The sequence below is a fragment of the Methylobacterium sp. NFXW15 genome (assembly GCF_049887755.1).
Classification (GTDB): Bacteria; Pseudomonadota; Alphaproteobacteria; order Rhizobiales; family Beijerinckiaceae; genus Methylobacterium.
Genome location: NZ_JAGEKG010000008.1, coordinates 92,591 through 111,877, shown reverse-complemented (window position 1 = coordinate 111,877; position 19,287 = coordinate 92,591). Strand labels below are relative to the sequence as shown.

The 19,287-nt window shown below is 69.7% G+C and carries 19 protein-coding genes; 4 read left to right on the top strand and 15 right to left on the bottom strand.

The window, feature by feature from the left end:
• Positions 1 to 12: 12 nt before the first annotated feature.
• From J4O73_RS18195 to J4O73_RS18165, 7 genes are all read right to left on the bottom strand, one after another.
• Complete coding sequence (locus J4O73_RS18195) at positions 13 to 1,464, bottom strand: YcjX family protein (protein ID WP_426219596.1); 1,452 nt, start codon at positions 1,462 to 1,464, stop codon at positions 13 to 15.
• Between the two features lie 89 nt (positions 1,465 to 1,553).
• Positions 1,554 to 2,663, bottom strand: a complete 1,110-nt coding sequence (locus J4O73_RS18190; RefSeq protein WP_426219595.1) for a hypothetical protein — start codon at positions 2,661 to 2,663, stop codon at positions 1,554 to 1,556.
• A gap of 19 nt (positions 2,664 to 2,682) precedes the next feature.
• Entirely contained in the window at positions 2,683 to 3,471 is a 789-nt protein-coding gene (gene hisN, locus J4O73_RS18185; protein ID WP_426219594.1) for a histidinol-phosphatase, read from the bottom strand.
• 67 nt (positions 3,472 to 3,538) lie between these two features.
• The gene (locus J4O73_RS18180; RefSeq protein ID WP_426219593.1) at positions 3,539 to 5,533 is read right to left on the bottom strand and encodes an AI-2E family transporter; all 1,995 of its coding nucleotides are present in this window, start codon (positions 5,531 to 5,533) and stop codon (positions 3,539 to 3,541) included.
• Positions 5,534 to 5,701: 168 nt separating this feature from the next.
• Positions 5,702 to 7,156 carry an MmgE/PrpD family protein gene (locus tag J4O73_RS18175; RefSeq protein ID WP_426219592.1) on the bottom strand — a complete coding sequence of 485 codons (1,455 nt, stop codon included), beginning with the start codon at positions 7,154 to 7,156 and terminating at the stop codon, positions 5,702 to 5,704.
• Positions 7,157 to 7,357: 201 nt separating this feature from the next.
• A complete protein-coding gene (locus J4O73_RS18170; RefSeq protein WP_426219591.1) occupies positions 7,358 to 8,653 on the bottom strand; it encodes a nicotinate phosphoribosyltransferase in 1,296 nt (431 codons plus the stop codon).
• A 259-nt stretch (positions 8,654 to 8,912) separates the two neighbouring features.
• Positions 8,913 to 9,413, bottom strand: coding sequence for a pyridoxamine 5'-phosphate oxidase family protein (locus J4O73_RS18165; RefSeq protein ID WP_426219590.1), 501 nt, complete (start codon positions 9,411 to 9,413; stop codon positions 8,913 to 8,915).
• A 160-nt stretch (positions 9,414 to 9,573) separates the two neighbouring features.
• Here J4O73_RS18165 and J4O73_RS18160 point away from each other — a divergent pair, with 160 nt between their 5' ends.
• The gene (locus J4O73_RS18160; protein ID WP_426219588.1) at positions 9,574 to 10,722 is read left to right on the top strand and encodes a P-loop NTPase; all 1,149 of its coding nucleotides are present in this window, start codon (positions 9,574 to 9,576) and stop codon (positions 10,720 to 10,722) included.
• A gap of 8 nt (positions 10,723 to 10,730) precedes the next feature.
• A complete protein-coding gene (gene mobA / locus J4O73_RS18155) occupies positions 10,731 to 11,360 on the top strand; it encodes a molybdenum cofactor guanylyltransferase MobA (protein WP_426219586.1) in 630 nt (209 codons plus the stop codon).
• Between the two features lie 26 nt (positions 11,361 to 11,386).
• On the opposite strand, the gene J4O73_RS18150 is transcribed toward mobA, so the two are convergent.
• The 6 genes from J4O73_RS18150 to J4O73_RS18125 form a co-directional block, all read right to left on the bottom strand.
• The gene (locus J4O73_RS18150; RefSeq protein ID WP_378973652.1) at positions 11,387 to 11,848 is read right to left on the bottom strand and encodes a peptidylprolyl isomerase; all 462 of its coding nucleotides are present in this window, start codon (positions 11,846 to 11,848) and stop codon (positions 11,387 to 11,389) included.
• A gap of 47 nt (positions 11,849 to 11,895) precedes the next feature.
• Entirely contained in the window at positions 11,896 to 12,396 is a 501-nt protein-coding gene (locus J4O73_RS18145) for a hypothetical protein (RefSeq protein WP_426219584.1), read from the bottom strand.
• The gene (locus J4O73_RS18140) at positions 12,393 to 12,938 is read right to left on the bottom strand and encodes a peptidylprolyl isomerase (protein ID WP_426219582.1); all 546 of its coding nucleotides are present in this window, start codon (positions 12,936 to 12,938) and stop codon (positions 12,393 to 12,395) included. The genes J4O73_RS18145 and J4O73_RS18140 overlap by 4 nt, the downstream gene beginning before the upstream one ends.
• Before the next feature lie 24 nt (positions 12,939 to 12,962).
• Positions 12,963 to 13,469 (bottom strand): pantetheine-phosphate adenylyltransferase, encoded by a 507-nt coding sequence (gene coaD, locus J4O73_RS18135; protein WP_426219580.1) that lies wholly within the window; start codon positions 13,467 to 13,469, stop codon positions 12,963 to 12,965.
• 171 nt (positions 13,470 to 13,640) lie between these two features.
• Entirely contained in the window at positions 13,641 to 15,668 is a 2,028-nt protein-coding gene (gene thrS, locus J4O73_RS18130) for a threonine--tRNA ligase (protein WP_426219579.1), read from the bottom strand.
• A 113-nt stretch (positions 15,669 to 15,781) separates the two neighbouring features.
• Positions 15,782 to 17,131: an RsmB/NOP family class I SAM-dependent RNA methyltransferase gene (locus J4O73_RS18125; RefSeq protein ID WP_426219577.1), complete on the bottom strand. Its 1,350-nt coding sequence runs from the start codon at positions 17,129 to 17,131 to the stop codon at positions 15,782 to 15,784.
• Between the two features lie 55 nt (positions 17,132 to 17,186).
• On the opposite strand from J4O73_RS18125, the gene J4O73_RS18120 reads away from it, so the two are divergent.
• Complete coding sequence (locus J4O73_RS18120) at positions 17,187 to 17,405, top strand: DUF1674 domain-containing protein (protein ID WP_426219575.1); 219 nt, start codon at positions 17,187 to 17,189, stop codon at positions 17,403 to 17,405.
• Between the two features lie 57 nt (positions 17,406 to 17,462).
• Positions 17,463 to 17,771 (top strand): cupin domain-containing protein, encoded by a 309-nt coding sequence (locus J4O73_RS18115; RefSeq protein WP_426219574.1) that lies wholly within the window; start codon positions 17,463 to 17,465, stop codon positions 17,769 to 17,771.
• Between the two features lie 7 nt (positions 17,772 to 17,778).
• Here J4O73_RS18115 and J4O73_RS18110 read toward each other — a convergent pair whose 3' ends face one another.
• Together J4O73_RS18110 and J4O73_RS18105 are read right to left on the bottom strand one after the other, a co-directional pair.
• Positions 17,779 to 18,639: a DMT family transporter gene (locus J4O73_RS18110; RefSeq protein WP_426219572.1), complete on the bottom strand. Its 861-nt coding sequence runs from the start codon at positions 18,637 to 18,639 to the stop codon at positions 17,779 to 17,781.
• 113 nt (positions 18,640 to 18,752) lie between these two features.
• On the bottom strand, positions 18,753 to 19,250 hold the full coding sequence (locus tag J4O73_RS18105; RefSeq protein ID WP_426219570.1) for a L,D-transpeptidase: 498 nt from the start codon (positions 19,248 to 19,250) through the stop codon (positions 18,753 to 18,755).
• Positions 19,251 to 19,287: the final 37 nt, after the last annotated feature.

Sequence of the window (19,287 nt, the reverse complement as noted above, 5' to 3'; positions counted from 1 at the left end):
GATCCGAGGCTATCAGGTGAGCCGGTCGCCGATCAGGAACTGCATCGCCCGGTCGAGGCGGATCTGCGGCAGATGTCCGGGGCGGCCGAGATGGTCCGGGCGGACCAGCGGCGGGCGGAAACGGGGGAAGCGCAGGGAGCCGGGCTCGACGGCGCCTTCCAGCACCGCCTCCGGGCGGGCGGGTAGTTCACCGGGGAACACGGCGGCCTCGCTCTGGCCGTCGAAGATCTCGTCGCCCACGACCTCGCCCGCCTCGGGCGTGCCCGCCACGGCGCGCAGTACCTCGCCGTCATCGTGCACCGTGGTCTCGCGGGTCGCCCGCACAGAGGCGAGCGCCACCGTGCCGACCCGGGCGCCCGCCGCCTCCGTCCGGCGCATGGCGCGCGAGACGAGAAGGCGCAGGAGCGCGTCGAGCCGGTCATGGCTCGTCTGATGGAGATGGTCGGCCTTGGTGGCGGCGAACAGCACCCGGTCCGCGCGGGGAGCGAAGAAGCGCGACAGCAGAGAGTTGCGGCCGATATTCAGGCTGAGCAGCACCGCGTCGATGGCCTCTTCTAATTCGGCGAGCGCGGTCGGCCCGGCATCGACGGCCGAGAGCACGTCGACCAGCACGATCTGGCGATCGACCCGCTGGAAGTGGTCGCGGAAGAAGGGCGTCACGACCTTCGCCTTGTAGGCCTCGAACCGCCGCTGCATCAGCCCGGCGAGACTGTCGGGGTCGATCGTGTCCGGCAGGCGGTCGAGGGGCGCGAAGGTCAGTGCCGGGGACCCCGCGAGGTCGCCCGGCATCAGGAAGCGCCCCGGCGGCGTCGTCGCGACCGATTCCGGCCCGGCCCGGAGCGCCGTGAGATACGCCTTGAACGCGTCGCTCGCCCGCTCGGCGGCGACCTCGTCCAGCGGCGAGGCCGGATCGAACCCCTGTAAGGCGGTGAGCCAGGGCGCGGCGATCTCCGCCCGCCCCGGCCGCCGCGTGCCCGCGATGGTGGAGCGCGACCACGAGACGTAATCCGTCTCGATCAGGGCGAGGTCGAGGAGCCATTCGCCGGGATAATCGACAACGTCGAGCATCAGCGTCGCCGGGCCGGAGCGCCACCCGGCTGCGCGCTCGTAGGCGATTTCCAAGCGGAACTGGCTGATCCTGTCGGTCGAGCGCGGCCACGCGCGGGCCTCGGTCAGGGTCGCGAAATGCTCCTCGAAGGGGAAGCGCGGCACGTCGTCGTCGGGCTGCGGCACCAGTCGTGCCCGGCGCAGGCGTCCCTCCTGTGCCGCGGCGAAGGCGGGTAGGGCGTGCGTCTCCACGAGGTGGTGGATCAGCGCCGTGGTGAACACGGTCTTGCCCGAGCGGGCGAGGCCCGTCACCCCAAGGCGAAGGGTCGGCTGGACGAGGAGGTCCTGGGACGCCTCGGCAAAGGCGCGCAAGGCGGAGCCGGCGCGGGAGGCGAAGGTGTTTACGGGAGGGGCCACGGACCGTCTGGCTCGGGAAGGGGCAGGCGGGCGTGAGGTGGCGCGGCAAAGGCGCGGTCGCAAGGGTAGCGAGGTCCGGGCGAGCCCGCTTATTGCTGCACAGAGGCCGATTGTTCCTGCGCGAGCCGACCGATCGCTCCGGCCACGAGGTCCGGCCCGGCGCGCAAGGTGCCGAGTTCCACCGCCGACATGGCGAGCATGACCGGCGCGAGGTTCGGGAGCGGCGATCCGTCCGGCGCGAAGAGATGCAGGTCGTCGTCGGGCTTCAGACCGACGCTGCCGGAGATTCGCGCGGCGTAATTGTTGATGCGCACCGTATCGCCCGCGCAGAGCGGGGCGGGCAGGCGCAGGTCGAGGAGCGGAAGCCCGGCGGCGATGGCCGGGAGCAACGCCGATTCCGCAACCATCCGATCCGGGCTCGGCACGCGCCCGTTCCCCAGCAGAGCGGCGGGGTCGGCGACGCGCGGGGTGGTCCTGTTGGCGTTCGGCAGGATGCCTTCGGCGATATCGCCCACCGGGCGCGGCGCGGAGATGCGGGCGGCACTGCGCGCGGCCGGACGGACGCCCATGCGGGCGAGCGGCGACCAGGGCTGGACCCTAAGCGCCCCGCCTCGCGCCGGGCGAGCCGCCGCGACGCGAGGGGCGCCGCCCGGCCGGTGGCGGGCGAGGAAGCGGGCGCGCAGCGTTCGACCCAGCCCCTTCGGCGCGAGGGTCGACGAGACGGCAGGCGTCACCACTGAGGCGCGGCCCGCCACGGGGGCGCCCCGGCATTCGGCGGGTGCCCAGCGGCGCACGATGGCGAGGGCGCTGCGGCGGCTGTAATCACGGTAATAGCGGCGCAGCAGCCGCGCGGCGGCGTCGGCCCCGTCATCCAGGGTCGCGAAGGCCGTGTGCCCTTCCCCGTCCGCGCCGATCTCCCCAGACCAGCGGGCCGACTTGATGCACCAGCCATTGTTGAGCCGCACGCAGCGGGCGACGTAGGGCGGATCCTTGGCGAGGCTTGCCGTGAGGGCGAGCGCCCTCGGGCGCAGGGCCGCGCCGGTCTGCTCGTGCCAGTTGGATACCGCCCGCGCCGCCGGATCGTAGCGCGGCGTCTCGGTCTTGGCTGGGCTTGCCTGCGGCAGGACGGACGCATCCGGCAGGGCGGCGTGCAGGTGTCCCCACAGGCTCGCGGTGGCGAGGAGGAGGCTCAGCAGCACGGGCCGCCCATGATGTGCCTCACGGGTTCAACACCTTGAGGGCCGCTTCGTGCAGCCTCGGGTCGCCCGCCGCGATCACCCGGCCGCCCTTGGCCGCCGAGCCGCCATCCCAAGAGGTGACGCGCCCGCCCGCGCCCTCGACGATCGGGATCAGGGCACAGATGTCGTAGGGCTTCAGCCCCGCCTCGACCACGAGGTCGACCTGGCCCGCCGCGAGCATGCAATAGGCGTAGCAATCGGTGCCGTAGCGCGAGAGGCGTACCTGCCCTTCCAGGGCACGGAACCGCTCCGCCTCCTCGCCTTCCGCGAACAGGCGCGGATCGGTGGAAGCCAGCAGCGCCTGTCCGAGATCGGCGCAGCGGCGGGTGCGCAAGGTGCGCTCTCCCGCCGGGCCGCGCAGGCGGGCGCTGTGCCCATCGCCGGTGAAGACCTCACCCAGATAGGGCTGGTGCATCAGCCCGCGGACCGGCACGCCATTGCGGGTCAGGCCGATCAGCGTGCCCCAGGTCGGCAGGCCCGCGATGAAGGCGCGGGTGCCGTCGATGGGATCGAGCACCCAGACGCATTCCGCGTCCTCCCGCTCGGTCCCGAACTCCTCGCCGAGGATACCGTGGCCGGGGAAGGCCTTGGCGATCATCGCCCGCAGGACGACCTCTGCCGCCCGGTCGGCCTCTGTGACCGGATCGAAGGGCGAGCCGCCCCGCGCCTTGTCCTCCAGCGCGAATTGCGCCCGGAAGAACGGCAGGATCGCCTTGCCCGAGGCCTGGGCGAGATCCTCCATGAACCGGCCGAGTTCGACGACGCTCATGCGGTGGCTTCTCCGACGGGCGGCTCAGCGCCGACGGTCAGACGAAGGCGGGCGACCGGGGCCGACGTCAAGCCCCCTGCCCCACCGGACCGGGCGCGACGACCGCGACCGCCGCCGCAGGGTCGGGTTGGGGATCCTGCCGCGCCGGGCGAGCCGGATCGGCTTCGGCGGCGGCGAGCACCGCTTCCACCGCTTCGTGCAGGGAGCCCGAGACGATATCCGCGTCGAGGGTGAAGCCGGGGCGGCGCTGGCCCTCATCCGCCAGCCACAGGCCGGCGAGCATGGGGACGGCGGGCATGCGCTGACGCAGGCGTGCGATGAGGCGGTTAAGATGCTGCGGCTCGCCACCATGGGCGATGGAGACGACGCAGGCGAGCCGTGCTCCCTTCGGTTCGAGCTTGGCGAGATGAACCGAGGCGGTCTCGGCGAAAGGTATGGTCCGCGCGCCGATTCCGCGTTTGGCGAGGATCTGCGCCAGGATCGCCACGGCGGCGGCATCCAGGAAGCCGCGGCCGGAGATGCAAAGCACGGCGCCGTCGCGGGTCCAGGTCTCCGGCAGATCGCTCGGGATCGGATGGACCGGCAGCGGGCTGCATGCCCCCTGGGCCTCGCAGGCGTCGGTGGCCTCCTTGTCCTTCCTGGCGCCATCGACCGGGCCGTCCGCGCGGTCGGCGAGGTCCTCGATGAGTTCGGAGAGCGTCCCGCGCATGGCGCTCTTCTGGGCGGGGGTGAGAACCCCGCGCGCCGCGTCGCGGGCGGCGAGTTCCAGGGCCTTCAGCACCACGTCCTCGTAATAGGAGGACAGCGAGCAATGCTGGAGGATCAACTCGGCATGGCCAAGCACTTCCTCGGAATCGCCCGCCAGGATGCGCTGGTAGAAGTTCTGCACGGGTGTCAGTGCGGGCCTGTCACCGAACAGCACGTCGAGGAATTCGAGATGCTCGGCATGGCGCCCGAGCACCACGAGGCAGACGGTGAGCGGCGTCGAGAGCAGGAGCCCCACCGGCCCCCAGAGCCATGTCCAGAACAGGGCCGAGACCAGCACGGCGGTGGGCGAGAGGCCCGTCGACTGGCCGTAGAGCATCGGCTCGATCACCTGTCCGGTCAGGGGTTCGAGGATCAGGAACAGGATCGCCGTGGCGATGGTCATGTTCCAGCCGGGCTCGAAGGCGGCGGCCAGAACCATGGGCAGCAGGGCCGAGATGAAGGCGCCGAGATAAGGCACGAAGCGCATCAGCGCGGACACGATCCCGCAGAGGACGGGGTTCGGCACGCCGATCAGGTACAGGCCGATGCCCACGACGAGGCCGAAGGCGGAGTTCAGGGCGAGCTGGGCCACGAAGTAACGGGAGAGGCGCCCTGCGGCGTCGTCCATCGCTACGGTGGTGCGGTGGAGGTCGCGGGATCCCGCGAGGCGGATCAACCGGTCGCGCAAATCCTCTCGCTGCATCAGGACGAACAGCAGCACCACGAAGACGATGCCGGTGGTCGCGAGCGGCTGCATGACCGGCGAGAGCAGCGTGCTCGCCGTCTCCAGGGGGCTCGGCGGGCTCGCCGCCATCTCCACCAGCATCGGCTTACGCTCGGGCTGGGGCGGTCCGGCTTCCGCCGGAGGCTTGGGTTTCGGCGGCGGTTCGGGCTTGGCCTCGGTGCTGGCCCCACCATGGATCACACGGCCGATATTGGCGACGTAGTCAGTGATCCGCCCGGCCGGGCTGTGGCGCAGGCTCTCGATCTTGCGCTCGATGGTGGCGCGGTAGCGGGGCACGTCGCCCGCGAGGTCGGCGACCTGGACGCCGATCAACGTCGCCAGCGCCCCGACGATCCCGAGCGTCATCAGCACGGTGAGCCCCACCGCGACGAGGCGCGGCAGCCGCCAGCGCCGAAGGACGTTCACCAGCGGTCCGAGGACGAAGGACAGGAGCAGAGCGATGGCGATCGGGATGAAGATTTCCCGGCCGAAATACAGTCCGGCCACGATGATCGCCCAGACGATCAGCGGCGGGGCGAGCGCTGCACGGGGCCGCTCGGCGGCATCGACGCGGGTCGGCCGCAAACGCATCGCCGGACCCTCCGGGCTGAGCCCCCCGGTGCTCCTCTTGACCATCACCGACCCGTAAGCCCCCACGACGCGACTTTCGGCGCCGACCGGGGCCGGGGCGCCGCACGTTGAACGGACCGGGAGGGGAATTCGATCCCGCCCGGCCGAAGCGCGGCCGTCGGACCCTCGTCAGGCTCCCTGAACGCCAGCCCTCGCGACCTCGCCCGCATCCTTCAGGTCGGGCAGCGACCGGCAGAGGGTGAGCACCCGTGCGGCCTGCGCGGCGGGCAGGATGCCGTCCGCGAGGTCCCTGAACTTCGCGTCGAGCTGGACGTCGGTCATCGGTTTCTCCACGCTGCCGATGGCGTGGTCGATGTGACGGTGGATCGTGCGCCCGTCATTGAGGGTGACGACCATGTCGACCTGCGCCGGGTCGACGCCGGGGGTGACGACGGGGTTCACCTTGGCGCGCAGGGCCAGGACGCGGGGATCCTTCACCGCCCGGTCACTGAACTGCTTCTCGCCGCCCGCCCCCTCCACGAAAGCCACCGCCACCGCGTGGTAGATGCTGAACTTGCCCTCCAGCCCGGTCCTCGGCGCGGTCTTGCCGGTCAGCTCCAGCACCAGGGGATGCACCTTGAGATCGACGGACTTGATGTCCTCCGGCTTCACATGCTCTCCGTCGCGGACCTGGATCGCGGCGTCGATCGCCGGATGCATGACGATGCCGCAGGCGAAGGGCTTGTAGGTGTTGAGCGCACTCTCATAGCGGTGGCCGAGCCCATCGGTGATCTGCGACCAATCCTGCTTGGTCGAAATGGTCTGTGCCCAGCCCCGGCGGACCTCGATCATCTTCTCCGACGACGTGAAGCCCTTCGAGGCCAGGATCGCCGCGAACAGCCCGTTGGCGGCAGCGCGGCCCGGATTGAAGCTCTTGTTCATGGAGCCGAACGACTCGCGCAGGCCCACGGGTTGCGAGGCTGCGAGGCCGAGCGCGTAAATCGTCTGCTCGACGCTCAGGCCCATCAACTTCGACACCGCCGCCGCCGCGCCGAACGGCCCGCAGGTGCCGGTGATGTGCCACCCGGCATCATAATGGTTCGGATAGACGACGTTGCCGATCCGGCATTCGACCTCGATGCCCACCACCAGCGCGTCGAGGAAATCCTTGCCGGAGACGGGTTTCATCTCGGCATGGGCCAGGATCGCGGAGGCGACCGGACCCGCCGGGTGGATGATCGTCTTCAGGTGGGTGTCGTCAAAATCGAAGATGTGGCTCGCCACGCCGTTGAGGAAGGCGGCGTTCATGATGTCGAACCGCTCGGAGCGGCCGAACAGGCTCGCCTGGGGCGGGCCGGAAAAGGGCTGGAGCGCCGAGACCGCGATATCGACCGTCTCGTGATGCGAACCGCCGATGGCGACGCCCACCCAGTTCAGGAAGCTGCGCACGCCCTCCCGGCGGACAGCGTCCGGCAGGCCGTCATAGGAGGAGTCGTGGATGAACTCCGCGAGGATCTTCGTCACCGGCGGCGGTGGGGCCTTCGGCGGGGGAGCGGGCGTCTCGGCCGCCTGCGCCACGGTCACGGCCGGCGCACCCAGCGCAAGGCCGGCGGCGCCGAGTAGCGAACGGCGGTTCATACCCATGAAAAATCCTCCCGCGCGGGCCGTCTCGGACCCGTCGTGGTCGACATTATATCGGTGATTTGACGTTCCGCGATGTTTCAGCGGCGTCTTTGCGAGCGCAGCGAAGCAACCCAGGACAGCGGGGCATCGCAGGACGGTGCGGATCCCTGGATTGCTTCGCTGCGCTCGAAAAGACGGTGTGGGTTGTGAAGCCACAAAGCCTCACACCACTACAGGCATCGTCGCCTGATCGCCCACGCCGAAGACCCGCCGGTAACGGGCGACCTCGTCGGAGGGCCCCTGCGCCTTGGTCGGGTTGTCGGAGAGTTTCACCGTGGGATGGCCGTTCGCGTCCATCACCTTGCAGACCACGGAAATCGGATCGAGCCGCCCATCCGGCATCAGCCCCCGGAAATCGTTGGTGAGCAGCGTGCCCCAGCCGTAGCCGATGCGCATCCGGCCGTGGAAGCGGGCATGGATGCGCTCGATTTCCGCGATGTCGAGTCCGTCGGAGAAGATCGCGAGCTTGTCGCGCGGGTCGCGACCGTGATCCTGCCAGAAGCGGATCGCCTCCTCACCGCCCTCGATCGGATCCTTGGAATCGATGCGGATGCCGGTCCAGTCCGCGACCCAATCCGGCGCGTTCGCCAGGAAGCCGGTCGTGCCGTAGGTGTCGGGCAGGACGATGCGAAGGTTGCCCGCGTAATCCTCCTGCCAATCCCCGAGGACGGCATAGGGCGCATGGCTGAGCGCCGCATCGTCGGGGGCGAGGGCGGCGTAGACCATCGGCAGTTCGTGGGCGTTGGTGCCCACCGGCTCCACCTCCCGCCGCGCGGCGATGAGGCAGTTCGACGTGCCGAGGAAGCGCGGCTCGCCCAAGCCTTCGGCCATCGCCTGCACGCACCAATCCTGCCACAGGAAGCCGTGCCGCCGCCGCGTTCCGAAATCCGCGATGGACAGGTCGGGAAGGCGCTGCAACCGCTCGATTTTCTCCCAGACCCGCGTCATGGCGCGGGCATAGAGCACCTGAAGCGTGAGCTTGCCGAGGCCACGCAGCACCGCGCGCGCCCGCAACTCGTTCAGGATGGCCAGGGCCGGCACCTCCCACATGGTGGTCTCGACCCAGGGGCCGTGGAAGGTCAGCTCGTATTGCCCGTCACGGGTGGCGAGTTCGTATTCGGGCAGGCGGAAATTCTCGAACCACGTCACGAATTCCGGCCCCAGGATCCGGCCCTGCCCGCGAAACACGTTGCCGCGTAGCCACGTCACCTCGCCCTTCGACAGGCGCAGCGACCGGGCGTGGTCGAGTTGCTCGCGCAGCAAGTCCTCATCGACCTCGTCCGCGATGCGCACCCGCGCCGTGCGGTTGGTGATGCCGAAGGTCGCCGAAACCTGCGGATGCCGCCGCAGGATCGTCTGGGCCATCAGCAGCTTGTAGAAATCCGTATCCAGCAGCGACCGAACGATCGGATCGATGCGGAAGCTGTGGTCGTAAACCCGCTTCGCCAGATCGAGCATTTTTTTAAGACTTTGCGTCGCGCCGGGGGAGAGCGAGGGCGCACGGATTCCGCCTAAGGGTCAATGCCTGCGGACGGGGGACCTTGCGCTTGTCCCACCCTCATCGTCATTGCGAGGCGGAGCCATCCAGGGCGCGACCTCTGCGGGGAGGACAGTGCCGCCTGGATTGCTTCGCTGACACTCGCGATGACGGTGGTCGCAATGAAAAGGGCGGCGGCCGTCTCCGGCGCGCCGCCCAGTCGTCATCCGTTCAAGGGATTCAGCTCAGCTTGACCTTCTCGGTCTCGGTCTTGGGGCTCTCGCCGGTGATGGCGGCCTTCACGGTGCCGTAGAGGTGCAGCATCGTCGCATTCGGGCTGTCCCAATACTCGCCCTTCTCCGGGCAGACGCGGATCAGGGCGACCTCCGGATCATCCTTGCCGTTCGGAAACCACGTCTTCAGGCTGGTATTCCACTTGGCGTCGATGAGCGCCTGATCGCGGATCACCTTGGCCTTGCCCGCGACCGACACGTAGTTCTGGCTCGACGGGTCGGAATAGGCGAGGTTCACCTGATCGTCGCGGCTGATCTCGGCGGTCTTGGGCGAATGCAGCTTGGTGAAGAACCACAGGTCGCCGTTCTCATCGATGTCGTTGTTCCACATCGGGCGGCTGTTCAGGGTGCCGTCGCTGTCGACGGTGGTCATCATCGCGACCTTCACGTCCTTGATCAGATCGAACAGCTTCTTGGCGCCCTCGTGGTCGCGGTGGTTCTGGTGCACGGCGTCACTCCTGACTCTGGCGGTGGGCTGCAGCGAGCGGCCCTGCCCGGATTCGCCTCGACAACGGGTGAAGCTCCGGTTGGTTCAGGCTGATCGCCAGGGTGGTGTTTCGCGCGTGCGCGTATAGATGGAAGCATATTGAATTCCGGAGCCTGCAACCTTGGCCATCACCCGCGACGACGTGCTGCGCGCCCTGCAATCGGTGACGATCGACGCCGCCGGCACCACCCTCCCCGGCTCCGGCCGCCTGTCCCAGGTCGTGGTCGATCCGAATAACCGGGTCATGTTCTCGATCCTGGTCGATGCCTCGGAGGCTGAGCGGTTCGAGCCGGTGCGGCGTCAGGCCGAAGGCCGTGTCCTGCAGATGCCCGGCGTCTCGGGCGTGTTCGCGAGCCTCACCTCCGAGCGCGACACGAGCCATCCGGCCCAGAGCTCCGCCGCCCCGCGCCCGGTCTCGCCGCCGCCCGTCGCCCCGCCCCGGCCCGGCGCCCCGCCGCAACAGGGTCCGAAGCTTCCGGGCGTGCGCCACATCGTGGCGGTCGCCTCCGGCAAGGGCGGCGTCGGCAAGTCCACCACCGCCTGCAATCTCGCCCTGGCCCTCCAGGCCCAGGGGCTGAAGGTCGGCCTGCTGGACGCCGACATCTACGGCCCCTCGGTGCCGAAGCTGTTCGGCCTGTCGGGTAAGCCCAACGTGGTCGACAACAAGGCGATGGAGCCGATGGTCGGCTACGGCCTGAAGGTCATGTCGATCGGCTTCCTGATCGAGCCCGAGGCGGCGATGATCTGGCGCGGGCCGATGGTGCAGTCGGCGATCACACAGATGCTGCGCGACGTGCTCTGGGGCGAGCTCGATGTGCTCCTCGTGGATATGCCCCCCGGCACGGGCGACGCGCAGCTCACCATGGCGCAGGCGACGCCGTTGTCCGGTGCGGTGATCGTCTCGACGCCCCAGGATCTCGCGCTGATCGACGCGCGGCGCGGCGTGACCATGTTCAAGAAGGTGGCGGTGCCGATCCTCGGCATCGTCGAGAACATGGCGACCTTCATCTGCCCGAATTGCGGCCACGCCTCGCACATCTTCGGCCATGGCGGCGCGCGGGTAGAGGCGCAGCGCCTCGGCGTACCGTTCCTCGGCGAGGTGCCGCTGAACATGACGATCCGCGAGACCTCGGATGCCGGCCGTCCCGTCGTGGCGACCGATCCGGAGGGCCCGCAGGCCAAGGTCTATCGCGAGATCGCCACGGCCCTGTGGGCGAACCTGTCGGGGGCGGGCCCCGCCCGCTCGGCGCCGAAGATCGTGTTCGAGTAGGGTCCCGGGTGGCGGCCTCCGTCCTCGGCCTGATCCTGGCGGGCGGCCTCGGGCGGCGGATGGGCGGGGTCGACAAGACCCTGCTGCCGCTCGGCGGACGGCCGATCCTGGCGCGGATCGCGGAGCGCCTGCGCCCGCAATGTCCGGCCGGGCTGGCACTGAGCGCCAACGGCGATCCCGCGCGGTTCGCGGAGGCCTTCGACGGGCCGGTCCTGCCCGATTCCGTGCCCGACCTGCCGGGGCCGTTGGCGGGTATTCTGGCCGGGCTGGAATACGGCGCGGCCTCGGGCGATGTCACCCATGTGCTGAGCGTGCCGGGGGATGCCCCGTTCCTGCCGGAAAATCTGGTCGCGCGTCTGGTCGCGTCCCTCGGCCCCGCACCCGTCGCGGTGGCGGCGTCCGGCGGACGGGAGCACTACACGGCAGCGCTCTGGTCCGTCGCCCTGCAGGACGACCTGCGGGCGTGGCTGGCGGCCGGCGAGCGCCGGGTCGGCGCCTTCATCGCCCGCCATGGGGCAGGCGTGGTGAACTGGCCGACCGAGCCGGTGGACCCGTTCCTCAACCTCAACGCGCCGGAGGATTTCGCCCGCGCGGAGGGCATCGTCTCGAACTGCAGCCCACCCTCCGCCTCGGGGTGAGGTGGAGGGTAGGTAGGAGTGGCGGCTTACGCGGCCGCGCCGACCGAGGCCTTCACGATCTTGTCCGGGGAGCGCGGCGGCTCACCCTTGTTGATCGTGTCGATCACATCCATGCCTTCCACGACCTTACCCCACACGGTGTACTGCTTGTCGAGGAAGCGGGCGTCATCGAAGCAGATGAAGAACTGCGAGTTCGCCGAGTGCGGGAAGTTCGTGCGGGCCATGGAGCAGGTGCCGCGCACGTGCGGCTCGGCGTTGAACTCGGCCTTCAGGTCCGGGAGCTCGGAGCCGCCCGAGCCGGTGCCGGTCGGGTCACCGGTCTGGGCCATGAAGCCGTCGATCACCCGGTGGAAGGGCACGCCGTCGTAGAAGCCCTGCCCAGCGAGGGTCTTGATCCGCTCGACGTGGTTGGGGGCGAGGTCGGGGCGCAGCCCGATGACGACGCGGCCCTTGGTGGTCTCGAGGACGATGGTTTCGTTATCCGCCATGATCGGTTCTCCGTTGATGCGGGGTGTGGGTGAGGGGTTGCCGCCGGTCAGGCCGGGGGATGGTAGACGAAGCGCAGGGCCATCGGCCGACCGGCAATGGCCCGGCCGAGGCCGGGGGTGAGGCGTACCGGGGTGCAGCGGCCGAGCGCTGCGACGGTGGCCCGCGTGAGCGCCGGACGATCACTATCCGGGATGCCCGCCGCGTAGGTGATCCGCGGAGTGCCGATGAGGCTGCCGTCACGCCGGAGCGAGAGCCGCGCCGTCACCTGAACGTCGGGCCCATGCGGTGTAGCGGTGAAGCGGGGTGCGCTCCAACAGGCGGCAAGCGCCGGGAAGAGCTGCCTCAGCGTGTCCGCCGCGCCCGCCGGCTTATCCGCGAGGGGCACGTTAATCGTGGCGCGCAGGGTTTCCGGCAGGGCCAGGGGATAGCCGCCGCCGGGGGTATAAACGTAGCCCGAATAGAGGTGGCCCCCGTCATAGGCGCGCGCCGGGGCGGCCGCGCCGAGGACGAGGACGCCCAGCAGGACAGGCCGGAAGGCCAGCCTCACTGAGCCTTCTCGGCGAGCGTCATGCGCACGATCTTGTCGGGATCCTGCACCGCGCCGCCAGGGGCGCCGGGAGCGGCCTTCTTGATCTTGTCGAGAACGTCGAGTCCGTCCGTGACGTTGCCGACGATCGTGTACTGGCCGTTCAGGAACGGCGCATCGCCGAGACAGATGAAGAACTGCGAATTCGCCGAATTCGGGTTCGAGGAGCGGGCCATGCCCACCGTGCCGCGCTTGAACTGCGCGCTCTTGGAAAACTCGGCCGGGATGTCGGGCAGATCGGAGCCGCCGGTGCCGTTACCCTTCGGGTCGCCGGTCTGGGCCATGAAGCCGTCGATCACCCGGTGGAACTTGAGGCCGTCGTAGAAGCCGCGCGAGACGAGCGTCTTGATCTGCTTCACGTGTTTGGGCGCCAGATCGGGGCGCAGTTCGATGGTGATGCGGCCGTCCTTGGTCTGCAGGTAGACGGTGTTGGAATCGGCGGCGAAGGCCGGGGCCGTGAGGCCCGCCGAAAGGGCGAGCGCGAGGAGCGTGCGGCGTATCATGGCTCTGTCGGGGTCCTTCTGGTCTCAAGGATGGGCCGGCGCGAAACGCGCCTTGAGCCGGGCGGCGACCTCGGCGGGCACGAAGGGGGACACGTCCCCTCCCATGCCGGCGATCTGCCGCACCAGGGTCGCGGTGATGGGCCGGGCGCTGGTCGAAGCGGGCAGGAACACGGTCTGCACCTCGGGTGCCATGGCGCCGTTCATGCCGGCGAGCTGCATCTCGTAATCGAGGTCGGTGCCGTCGCGCAGGCCCCGGATGAACACCGTGGCGCCGCAGCGCCGCGCCGCCGAGACGGCGAGGTCATCGAAGGTCACGACGTCGAGGACGGCCCCTTCGGCCGCCGCCATCGGCCCACAGGTGAGGCGCAGCAACTCGGCCCGCTCCTCGGCGGAGAAGAGCGGCGCCTTGCCGGGATGCACGCCGATGGCGAGCACCAGCCGATCCGTCAGGCGGCATGCCTGGCGCACGACGTCGAGATGGCCGTTCGTGACCGGATCGAACGAGCCTGCATAGAGGGCAGTACGGGTCATTGTCCGCTGCCCTAGCCTGTTTTCGGCCTGGACGGAACCTGTGGGGTGAGTTCCCCAGCCCTACACCTCCCGTCTTTGCGAGCGTCAGCGAAGCAATCCAGGGCAGCGGGACGCTTCCGAACGAGGCGGATCCCTGGGTTGCTTCGCGTCGCTCGCAACGACGGCAGCGGACTACGGAACCGGTGCCACCTCGTGGTGCGAATCCAGCACCGCGTCGCTCGTCGGCACGGTCTCGGCCACCGCGTCGGCCCGGCGGCGGTCGGGGGAGGTGGCCTCCTCCACGAAGGCGGCGATGGCCTCGGTGAGCGGCAGGGTGCGGGTCTGTTGGCTGCCGAGGCGGCGGATCGAGACCGTGCTCTCCTCCGCCTCACGCTTGCCGAGCGCCAGCAGGACCGGAACCTTCGCCAGCGAATGCTCGCGGACCTTGTAGTTGATCTTCTCGTTGCGCAGATCCGCCTCGACCCGCAGGCCCGCCTTCTCCAGCGCGCGCACGACCTTGGCCGCGTAGGGATCCGCCTCGCCGGTGATCGTCGCCACCACGACCTGGACGGGGGCGAGCCAGAGCGGGAAATGCCCAGCGAAATGCTCGATCAGGATGCCGGTGAAGCGCTCCATCGAACCGCAGATCGCCCGGTGGACCATGACCGGCGGCTTCTTCTGCCCGTCCGCGTCGACGTAGAAGGCGCCGAACCGCTCCGGTAGGTTGAAGTCCACCTGCGTGGTCCCGCATTGCCAATCGCGGCCGATGGCGTCGCGCAGCACGTACTCGAATTTGGGCCCGTAAAACGCGCCCTCCCCCGGGTTCACGGCGGTCTTGATCCGCCCGCCGGACTGTTCCTCGATCTGCGCAAGCACCCGCGTCATCACGCTCTCGGCGTGGTCCCACAGGGCGTCCGAACCGACGCGCTTCTCGGGACGCGTCGAGAGCTTCACGACGATCTCCCCGAAGCCGAAATCGGCATAGGTCGAGAGGATCAGGTCGTTGATCTTCAGGCACTCGTCCGCGAGTTGGTCCTCGGTGCAGAAGATATGAGCGTCGTCCTGCGTGAAGCCGCGCACGCGCATCAGCCCATGCATGGCGCCCGACGGCTCGTAGCGATGCACCACGCCGAATTCCGCCATGCGCAGAGGTAGATCGCGGTAGGACTTCAGGCCATGCTTGAAGATCTGCACGTGGCCGGGGCAGTTCATCGGCTTGAGGGCGAACCAGCGCTTGTCCTCGGCCTCCTCGCCCGCCGATTGCGCGGCGAACATGTTCTCGCGGTACCAGCCCCAGTGTCCGGAGGTCTCCCACAGGGCCTTGTCGAGGATCTGCGGCGCGTTCACCTCGGCGTAGTCGCCACGTAGGCGGCGGCGCATGTAGGCGATGAGCTCCTGGAACACCGTCCAGCCCTTGGCGTGCCAGAAGACGACGCCCGGCCCTTCCTCTTGGAAGTGGAACAGGTCCATCTCTCGGCCCAGGCGACGGTGGTCGCGGCGCTCGGCCTCCTCCAGGCGGTGGAGATAGGCGTCGAGATCTTCCTTCATGGCCCAGGCGGTGCCGTAGATGCGGGTCAGCATCGGGTTGTTCGAATCACCCCGCCAATAGGCGCCCGCGACCTTCATCAGCTTGAAGGCGGTGCCGACCCTGCCCGTCGAGGTCATGTGCGGGCCGCGGCAGAGGTCGAACCACTCGCCCTGTCGGTAGATCTTCAGATCCTCGCCCGGCGGGATGGCGTCGACCAGCTCGACCTTGAAGCCTTCCTTCTTGTCGGCAAACAGGTTGCGCACGTCGTCGCGCTTCCAGACCTCCTTGGTGAAGGCCGCGTCCTTCGCGATGATCTCGCGCATCTTCGCTTCGATCGCGGGGAAGTCCTCCGGCGTGAACGGGGCCTCGCGGTGGAAGTCGTAATAGAAGCCGTTCTCGATGACCGGGCCGATGGTCACCTGAGTCTCCGGCCAGAGCGACTGCACGGCCTCGGCGAGCACGTGGGCGCAATCGTGCCGGATCAGTTCGAGGGAGCGCGGGTCGGCACGGTCGAGGAACTCGATCCGGGCGTCCTGAGAGATCGGATCGTCGAGGTCGCAGACCGTCCCATCGAGCGCCATGGCCACGGTGCGCTTGGCGAGCGACTTGGCGATGCCCTCGACCACGCTGCGGCCGGTGGTACCGGCGGCGACTTCGCGCGTGTTGCCATCGGGAAAGGTCAGGACGGGCATGGTCTGTCTCCTGGCTCACTCCTGCGAACGGGGCAGGTAAGCGGGTCGGTGCGGGAACGCGAAGGCGCGCCGTTTAGACGGTTTCGCGCCGGGATGGAATGTCGAGCGCGCGGTTAGGCGCTCCGCACGAGACGGCTCGCGAAGAACCCGTCGAGGCCATGGCTCGGCAGGGTGCGCAGATCGCCGTGGGCGTCGATCAGCTCGTGCTGGCCACCAACCTCGTCCGGCCGAACGGCCGCTCGCACGAAGGCCGGGTTCCGGGTGAGGAAAGCGGCGACCTGCGCCTCGCCCTCGTCGGGCTCCAGGGAACAGGTGCAGTAGACCAGCCGCCCGCCCGGCCGCACCAGCGTCGCTGCGCGGTCGAGTAGGCGCGCTTGTAATTGGGCGAGGCGGGCGATGTCGGCCTCTTCCTTAATCCAGGCGACGTCGGGATGGCGGCGGATCGTGCCCGTGGCCGAGCAGGGCGCGTCGAGAAGCACCGCGTCGAACGGCTCGGCCTGATAGGCGGTGGCGTCGGCCACGGTGACCTCGGCGGTCAGGCCGATGCGGGCGAGGTTCTCGCGGAGCCGCTCCAGGCGCGGGGCCGAACGGTCGAGGGCCGTGACGGTGGCGCCACGGCTCGCGAGCTGCATCGTCTTGCCGCCCGGCGCGGCGCACAGGTCGAGAACGCGCTCACCCTCCGTCACGCCGAGCAACCGGGCGGGGATCGCGGCTGCGGCGTCCTGCACCCACCATGCACCCTCACCGAACCCGGCCAGGGCCGGGATCGCCGCGCCATCCGGAGGCAGACGCAGGGAGCCGGTCGGCAGCAGGGTCGCGCCGAGGGTCTCGGCCCAGCGCTGCGCATCGTCCTCGCGGCGCGGGGTCAGGTCGATCGCCGCGCTCGTGAGATGCGCCTTCGCGATGGCGGCCGCCCGCTCGGGCCCGAAGGACGCGACCCACCGCCGGGCCAGCCAGTCGGGCGTGTTCCCGCCGAGCGGATCGGCGGCGGCCAGGATAGCCTCGCGCTCACGCGCCACCCGGCGCAGCACGGCATTCACCACCCCCGTGAACCCGGCGGTGCGCTGGTCGGCCTTGGCGAGGCGCACGGCGCAATCGACGGCCGCATGATCGGGCACGGACAGGTCGAGGATCTGCGCGCAGCCCGTGGCCAGCAGCGCGAGCAGGCGGGGCTTGCCTACGGGCAGACCCTTGTCGAGCCGCTCGGCGAGGACGAAGCGGATCTGCCCGAGCCGACGGAAGGTCGCCACCGCGATCGCCCGTGCCAGCGCGGCATCGGCCGGCTCCAGCCGCTCGGCGCGCAGGGCGGCGGCCAGCGCCTCATCGAGCGCCGGAGGCCGCTCCTGTCCGATCAGATCGGCGACCGCCTGCACGGCCACCCGCCTCGCGCCGAGCCCTGCCGCGTCCTGGCCGGTCGTATCGCTGTCATCCGCCGCGTTGCGGACCTTGCCTCGAGATGCCACGTCTAACCTTGAAACCCTGTCGATCACGACACGACCTCACACCCGAGCGAGCCCGATGCAAGACCGCAGCGACGATTCCGCCCCCGCCGAGGCGCCCCGGCGCACTTTGACCCCCGCCGCCGAGCGCGCCCTGGCCGAGGCGGCCGAGCGCCGCGCCGCCATCGATGCCCGCGCCGCGGCCATCCAGGCTCGCCCCGAGCGCCAGGGCCGGGGCGGCCTGGAGCCGGTGCGCTACGAGGATTGGGAGGTGAAAGGCCTCGCCGTCGACTTCTGAGGCGCGGAACGGACGCCCCGCCCTCCCGTTGCCCTGCCATTCGATGGGAGAACGGTCATGGCGACGAAGGTTTCGGCCAAGCAGGCGGTCGAGGGTCCACACGGTGAGATCGGCCTCGCCTCGGGCGAGCGTGTCGCGATGCGCATGTGGCGCAACGAGGAGCCCAATGCCGAGAAGCCGATGACCCGCTCGGAACACGAGACGGTCGGCTACGTGCTGAGCGGACGGGCCGACCTGATCGTCGGCGGCGAGACGGTGTCGCTGGCGGCGGGCGATTCGTACCTCGTCCCGGCCGGGACGGAGCACACCTACCGCATCCACGAGACCTTCACCGCCGTGGAGGCGACCTCGCCCCCAGCGAAGTAGCACTCCGTCACGCGAAGCGCTTCGCTCCGGCGACGCACAGGACCACGACGGCACTGACGGCGAGCATCGTCCCCGAGACGGGCTCGCCGATCACCAGCGCGGCCAGCGCGAGGCCGAAGAAGGGCTGGAGCAGTTGCAACTGCCCGACGCTCGCGATGCCTCCCAGCGCCAAGCCCCGGTACCAGAACACGAACCCCACCAACATGCTGAAGACCGAGACGTAGGCAAGGCCGCTCCAGGCCGCCATGCCGACGCCGTCCCACCGCGTCGGCCATGTGGCGAGGGCGAGCCCCCCCATGACGGGCAGCGCCAGCACCAGCGCCCAGGAGATCACCTGCCAGCCGCCGAGGCGCCGGGACAGGGCCGCACCTTCCGCATAGCCGAGACCGCAGAGCAGGATCGCCGCGAGCATCAGGAGGTTTGGCGCGAGGCCCGCCGCCCCGCCCTGCGCCATGGCGAAGCCTGCCACGGCACCGCTGCCGAGGACCGAGAACAGCCAGAAGGCCGGGCGCGGGCGTTCGCCGCCGCGCAGCACGCCGAACAGGGCGGTCGCCAGGGGCAGCATTCCCACGAAGACGATGGCCTGCGCCGAAGTCATTCCGCGCAGGGCCAGCGCCGTCAGAAGTGGGAAGCCCGCCACCACGCCCAGGGACACCAGGACGAGGGCGCCGAGATCGCCCCGTGCCGGCCGCTTCTGCCGCAGCAGCCAGAGCAGCGCCCCGCTTAGGAGGGCGGCGATCACCGCCCGCGCGGCCGTGAGAAACAGCGGCGCGAAGCCCGCCACCGCCAGCCGCGTCGCGGGTAGCGACCCGCTGAAGATCACAACACCGAGGAGCCCACTCCCCCACCCTGCCGTCGTCCGCCGCATGATCCATCCGCCTCCGAGACCGTGGGCTTACGGAGCGCGGCGGGATTGCGATACGGACGGAGCGGCACGGTTGGGACGAACTGTACTGCTCCACCGGCCGGAACGGACGCTGCTTAGTGGGTCATCAGCACGGGCGTGCCGACATCGACCCGCTGGTACAGATCGACCACATCCTGATTGTACATGCGGATGCAGCCATAGGACGCCCAGGTGCCGATGGAACTGGGACGGTTCGTGCCGTGGATGGCGTATTGCCCGCCCGCCAGCGTCATGGCGGCGGCCCCCATCGGGTTGTGCGGCGAGCCCCCGGCGATCACGTTGGGCAGGCGCGGGTTATCGCGCTTCACCTCCCACGGGGGCGACCAGGCCGGGGCGACGTACTTGCCGTCGATCCGCGCCGTGCCGAACCATTGCTTGCCGGGCTTGCCGACCGCCACGGGATAGCGGATCGCCGTGCCGTCGCCATTCACGAGGTAGAGCTTCCGCTGCGATACGCTGACCACGATCGTGCCCGCAGACGCATCACCGAAGGGCACGACCTCCCGGGCCGAGGCAGACCCGGCCGCGACCATGGCGGCCAACCCCAAAACAACGGACACCCGACCCGACATCGCCGCAACTCCACAAGCGTGAGTGTATGCGGGCCAT

Excerpts from the sequence above, each read along its gene's own strand:
- J4O73_RS18150 (WP_378973652.1), bottom strand. The coding sequence starts at position 11,848 with ATGGCGGATAACGAAACCATCGTCCTCGAGACCACCAAGGGCCGCGTC.
- J4O73_RS18175 (WP_426219592.1), bottom strand. The coding sequence starts at position 7,156 with ATGGGTATGAACCGCCGTTCGCTACTCGGCGCCGCCGGCCTTGCGCTG.
- J4O73_RS18115 (WP_426219574.1), top strand. The coding sequence starts at position 17,463 with ATGGCGACGAAGGTTTCGGCCAAGCAGGCGGTCGAGGGTCCACACGGT.
- coaD (WP_426219580.1), bottom strand. The coding sequence starts at position 13,469 with ATGACCCGTACTGCCCTCTATGCAGGCTCGTTCGATCCGGTCACGAAC.
- hisN (WP_426219594.1), bottom strand. The coding sequence starts at position 3,471 with ATGAGCGTCGTCGAACTCGGCCGGTTCATGGAGGATCTCGCCCAGGCC.
- J4O73_RS18170 (WP_426219591.1), bottom strand. The coding sequence starts at position 8,653 with ATGCTCGATCTGGCGAAGCGGGTTTACGACCACAGCTTCCGCATCGAT.
- J4O73_RS18120 (WP_426219575.1), top strand. The coding sequence starts at position 17,187 with ATGCAAGACCGCAGCGACGATTCCGCCCCCGCCGAGGCGCCCCGGCGC.
- J4O73_RS18105 (WP_426219570.1), bottom strand. The coding sequence starts at position 19,250 with ATGTCGGGTCGGGTGTCCGTTGTTTTGGGGTTGGCCGCCATGGTCGCG.
- J4O73_RS18140 (WP_426219582.1), bottom strand. The coding sequence starts at position 12,938 with ATGATACGCCGCACGCTCCTCGCGCTCGCCCTTTCGGCGGGCCTCACG.
- thrS (WP_426219579.1), bottom strand. The coding sequence starts at position 15,668 with ATGCCCGTCCTGACCTTTCCCGATGGCAACACGCGCGAAGTCGCCGCC.
- J4O73_RS18110 (WP_426219572.1), bottom strand. The coding sequence starts at position 18,639 with ATGCGGCGGACGACGGCAGGGTGGGGGAGTGGGCTCCTCGGTGTTGTG.
- J4O73_RS18180 (WP_426219593.1), bottom strand. The coding sequence starts at position 5,533 with ATGCGTTTGCGGCCGACCCGCGTCGATGCCGCCGAGCGGCCCCGTGCA.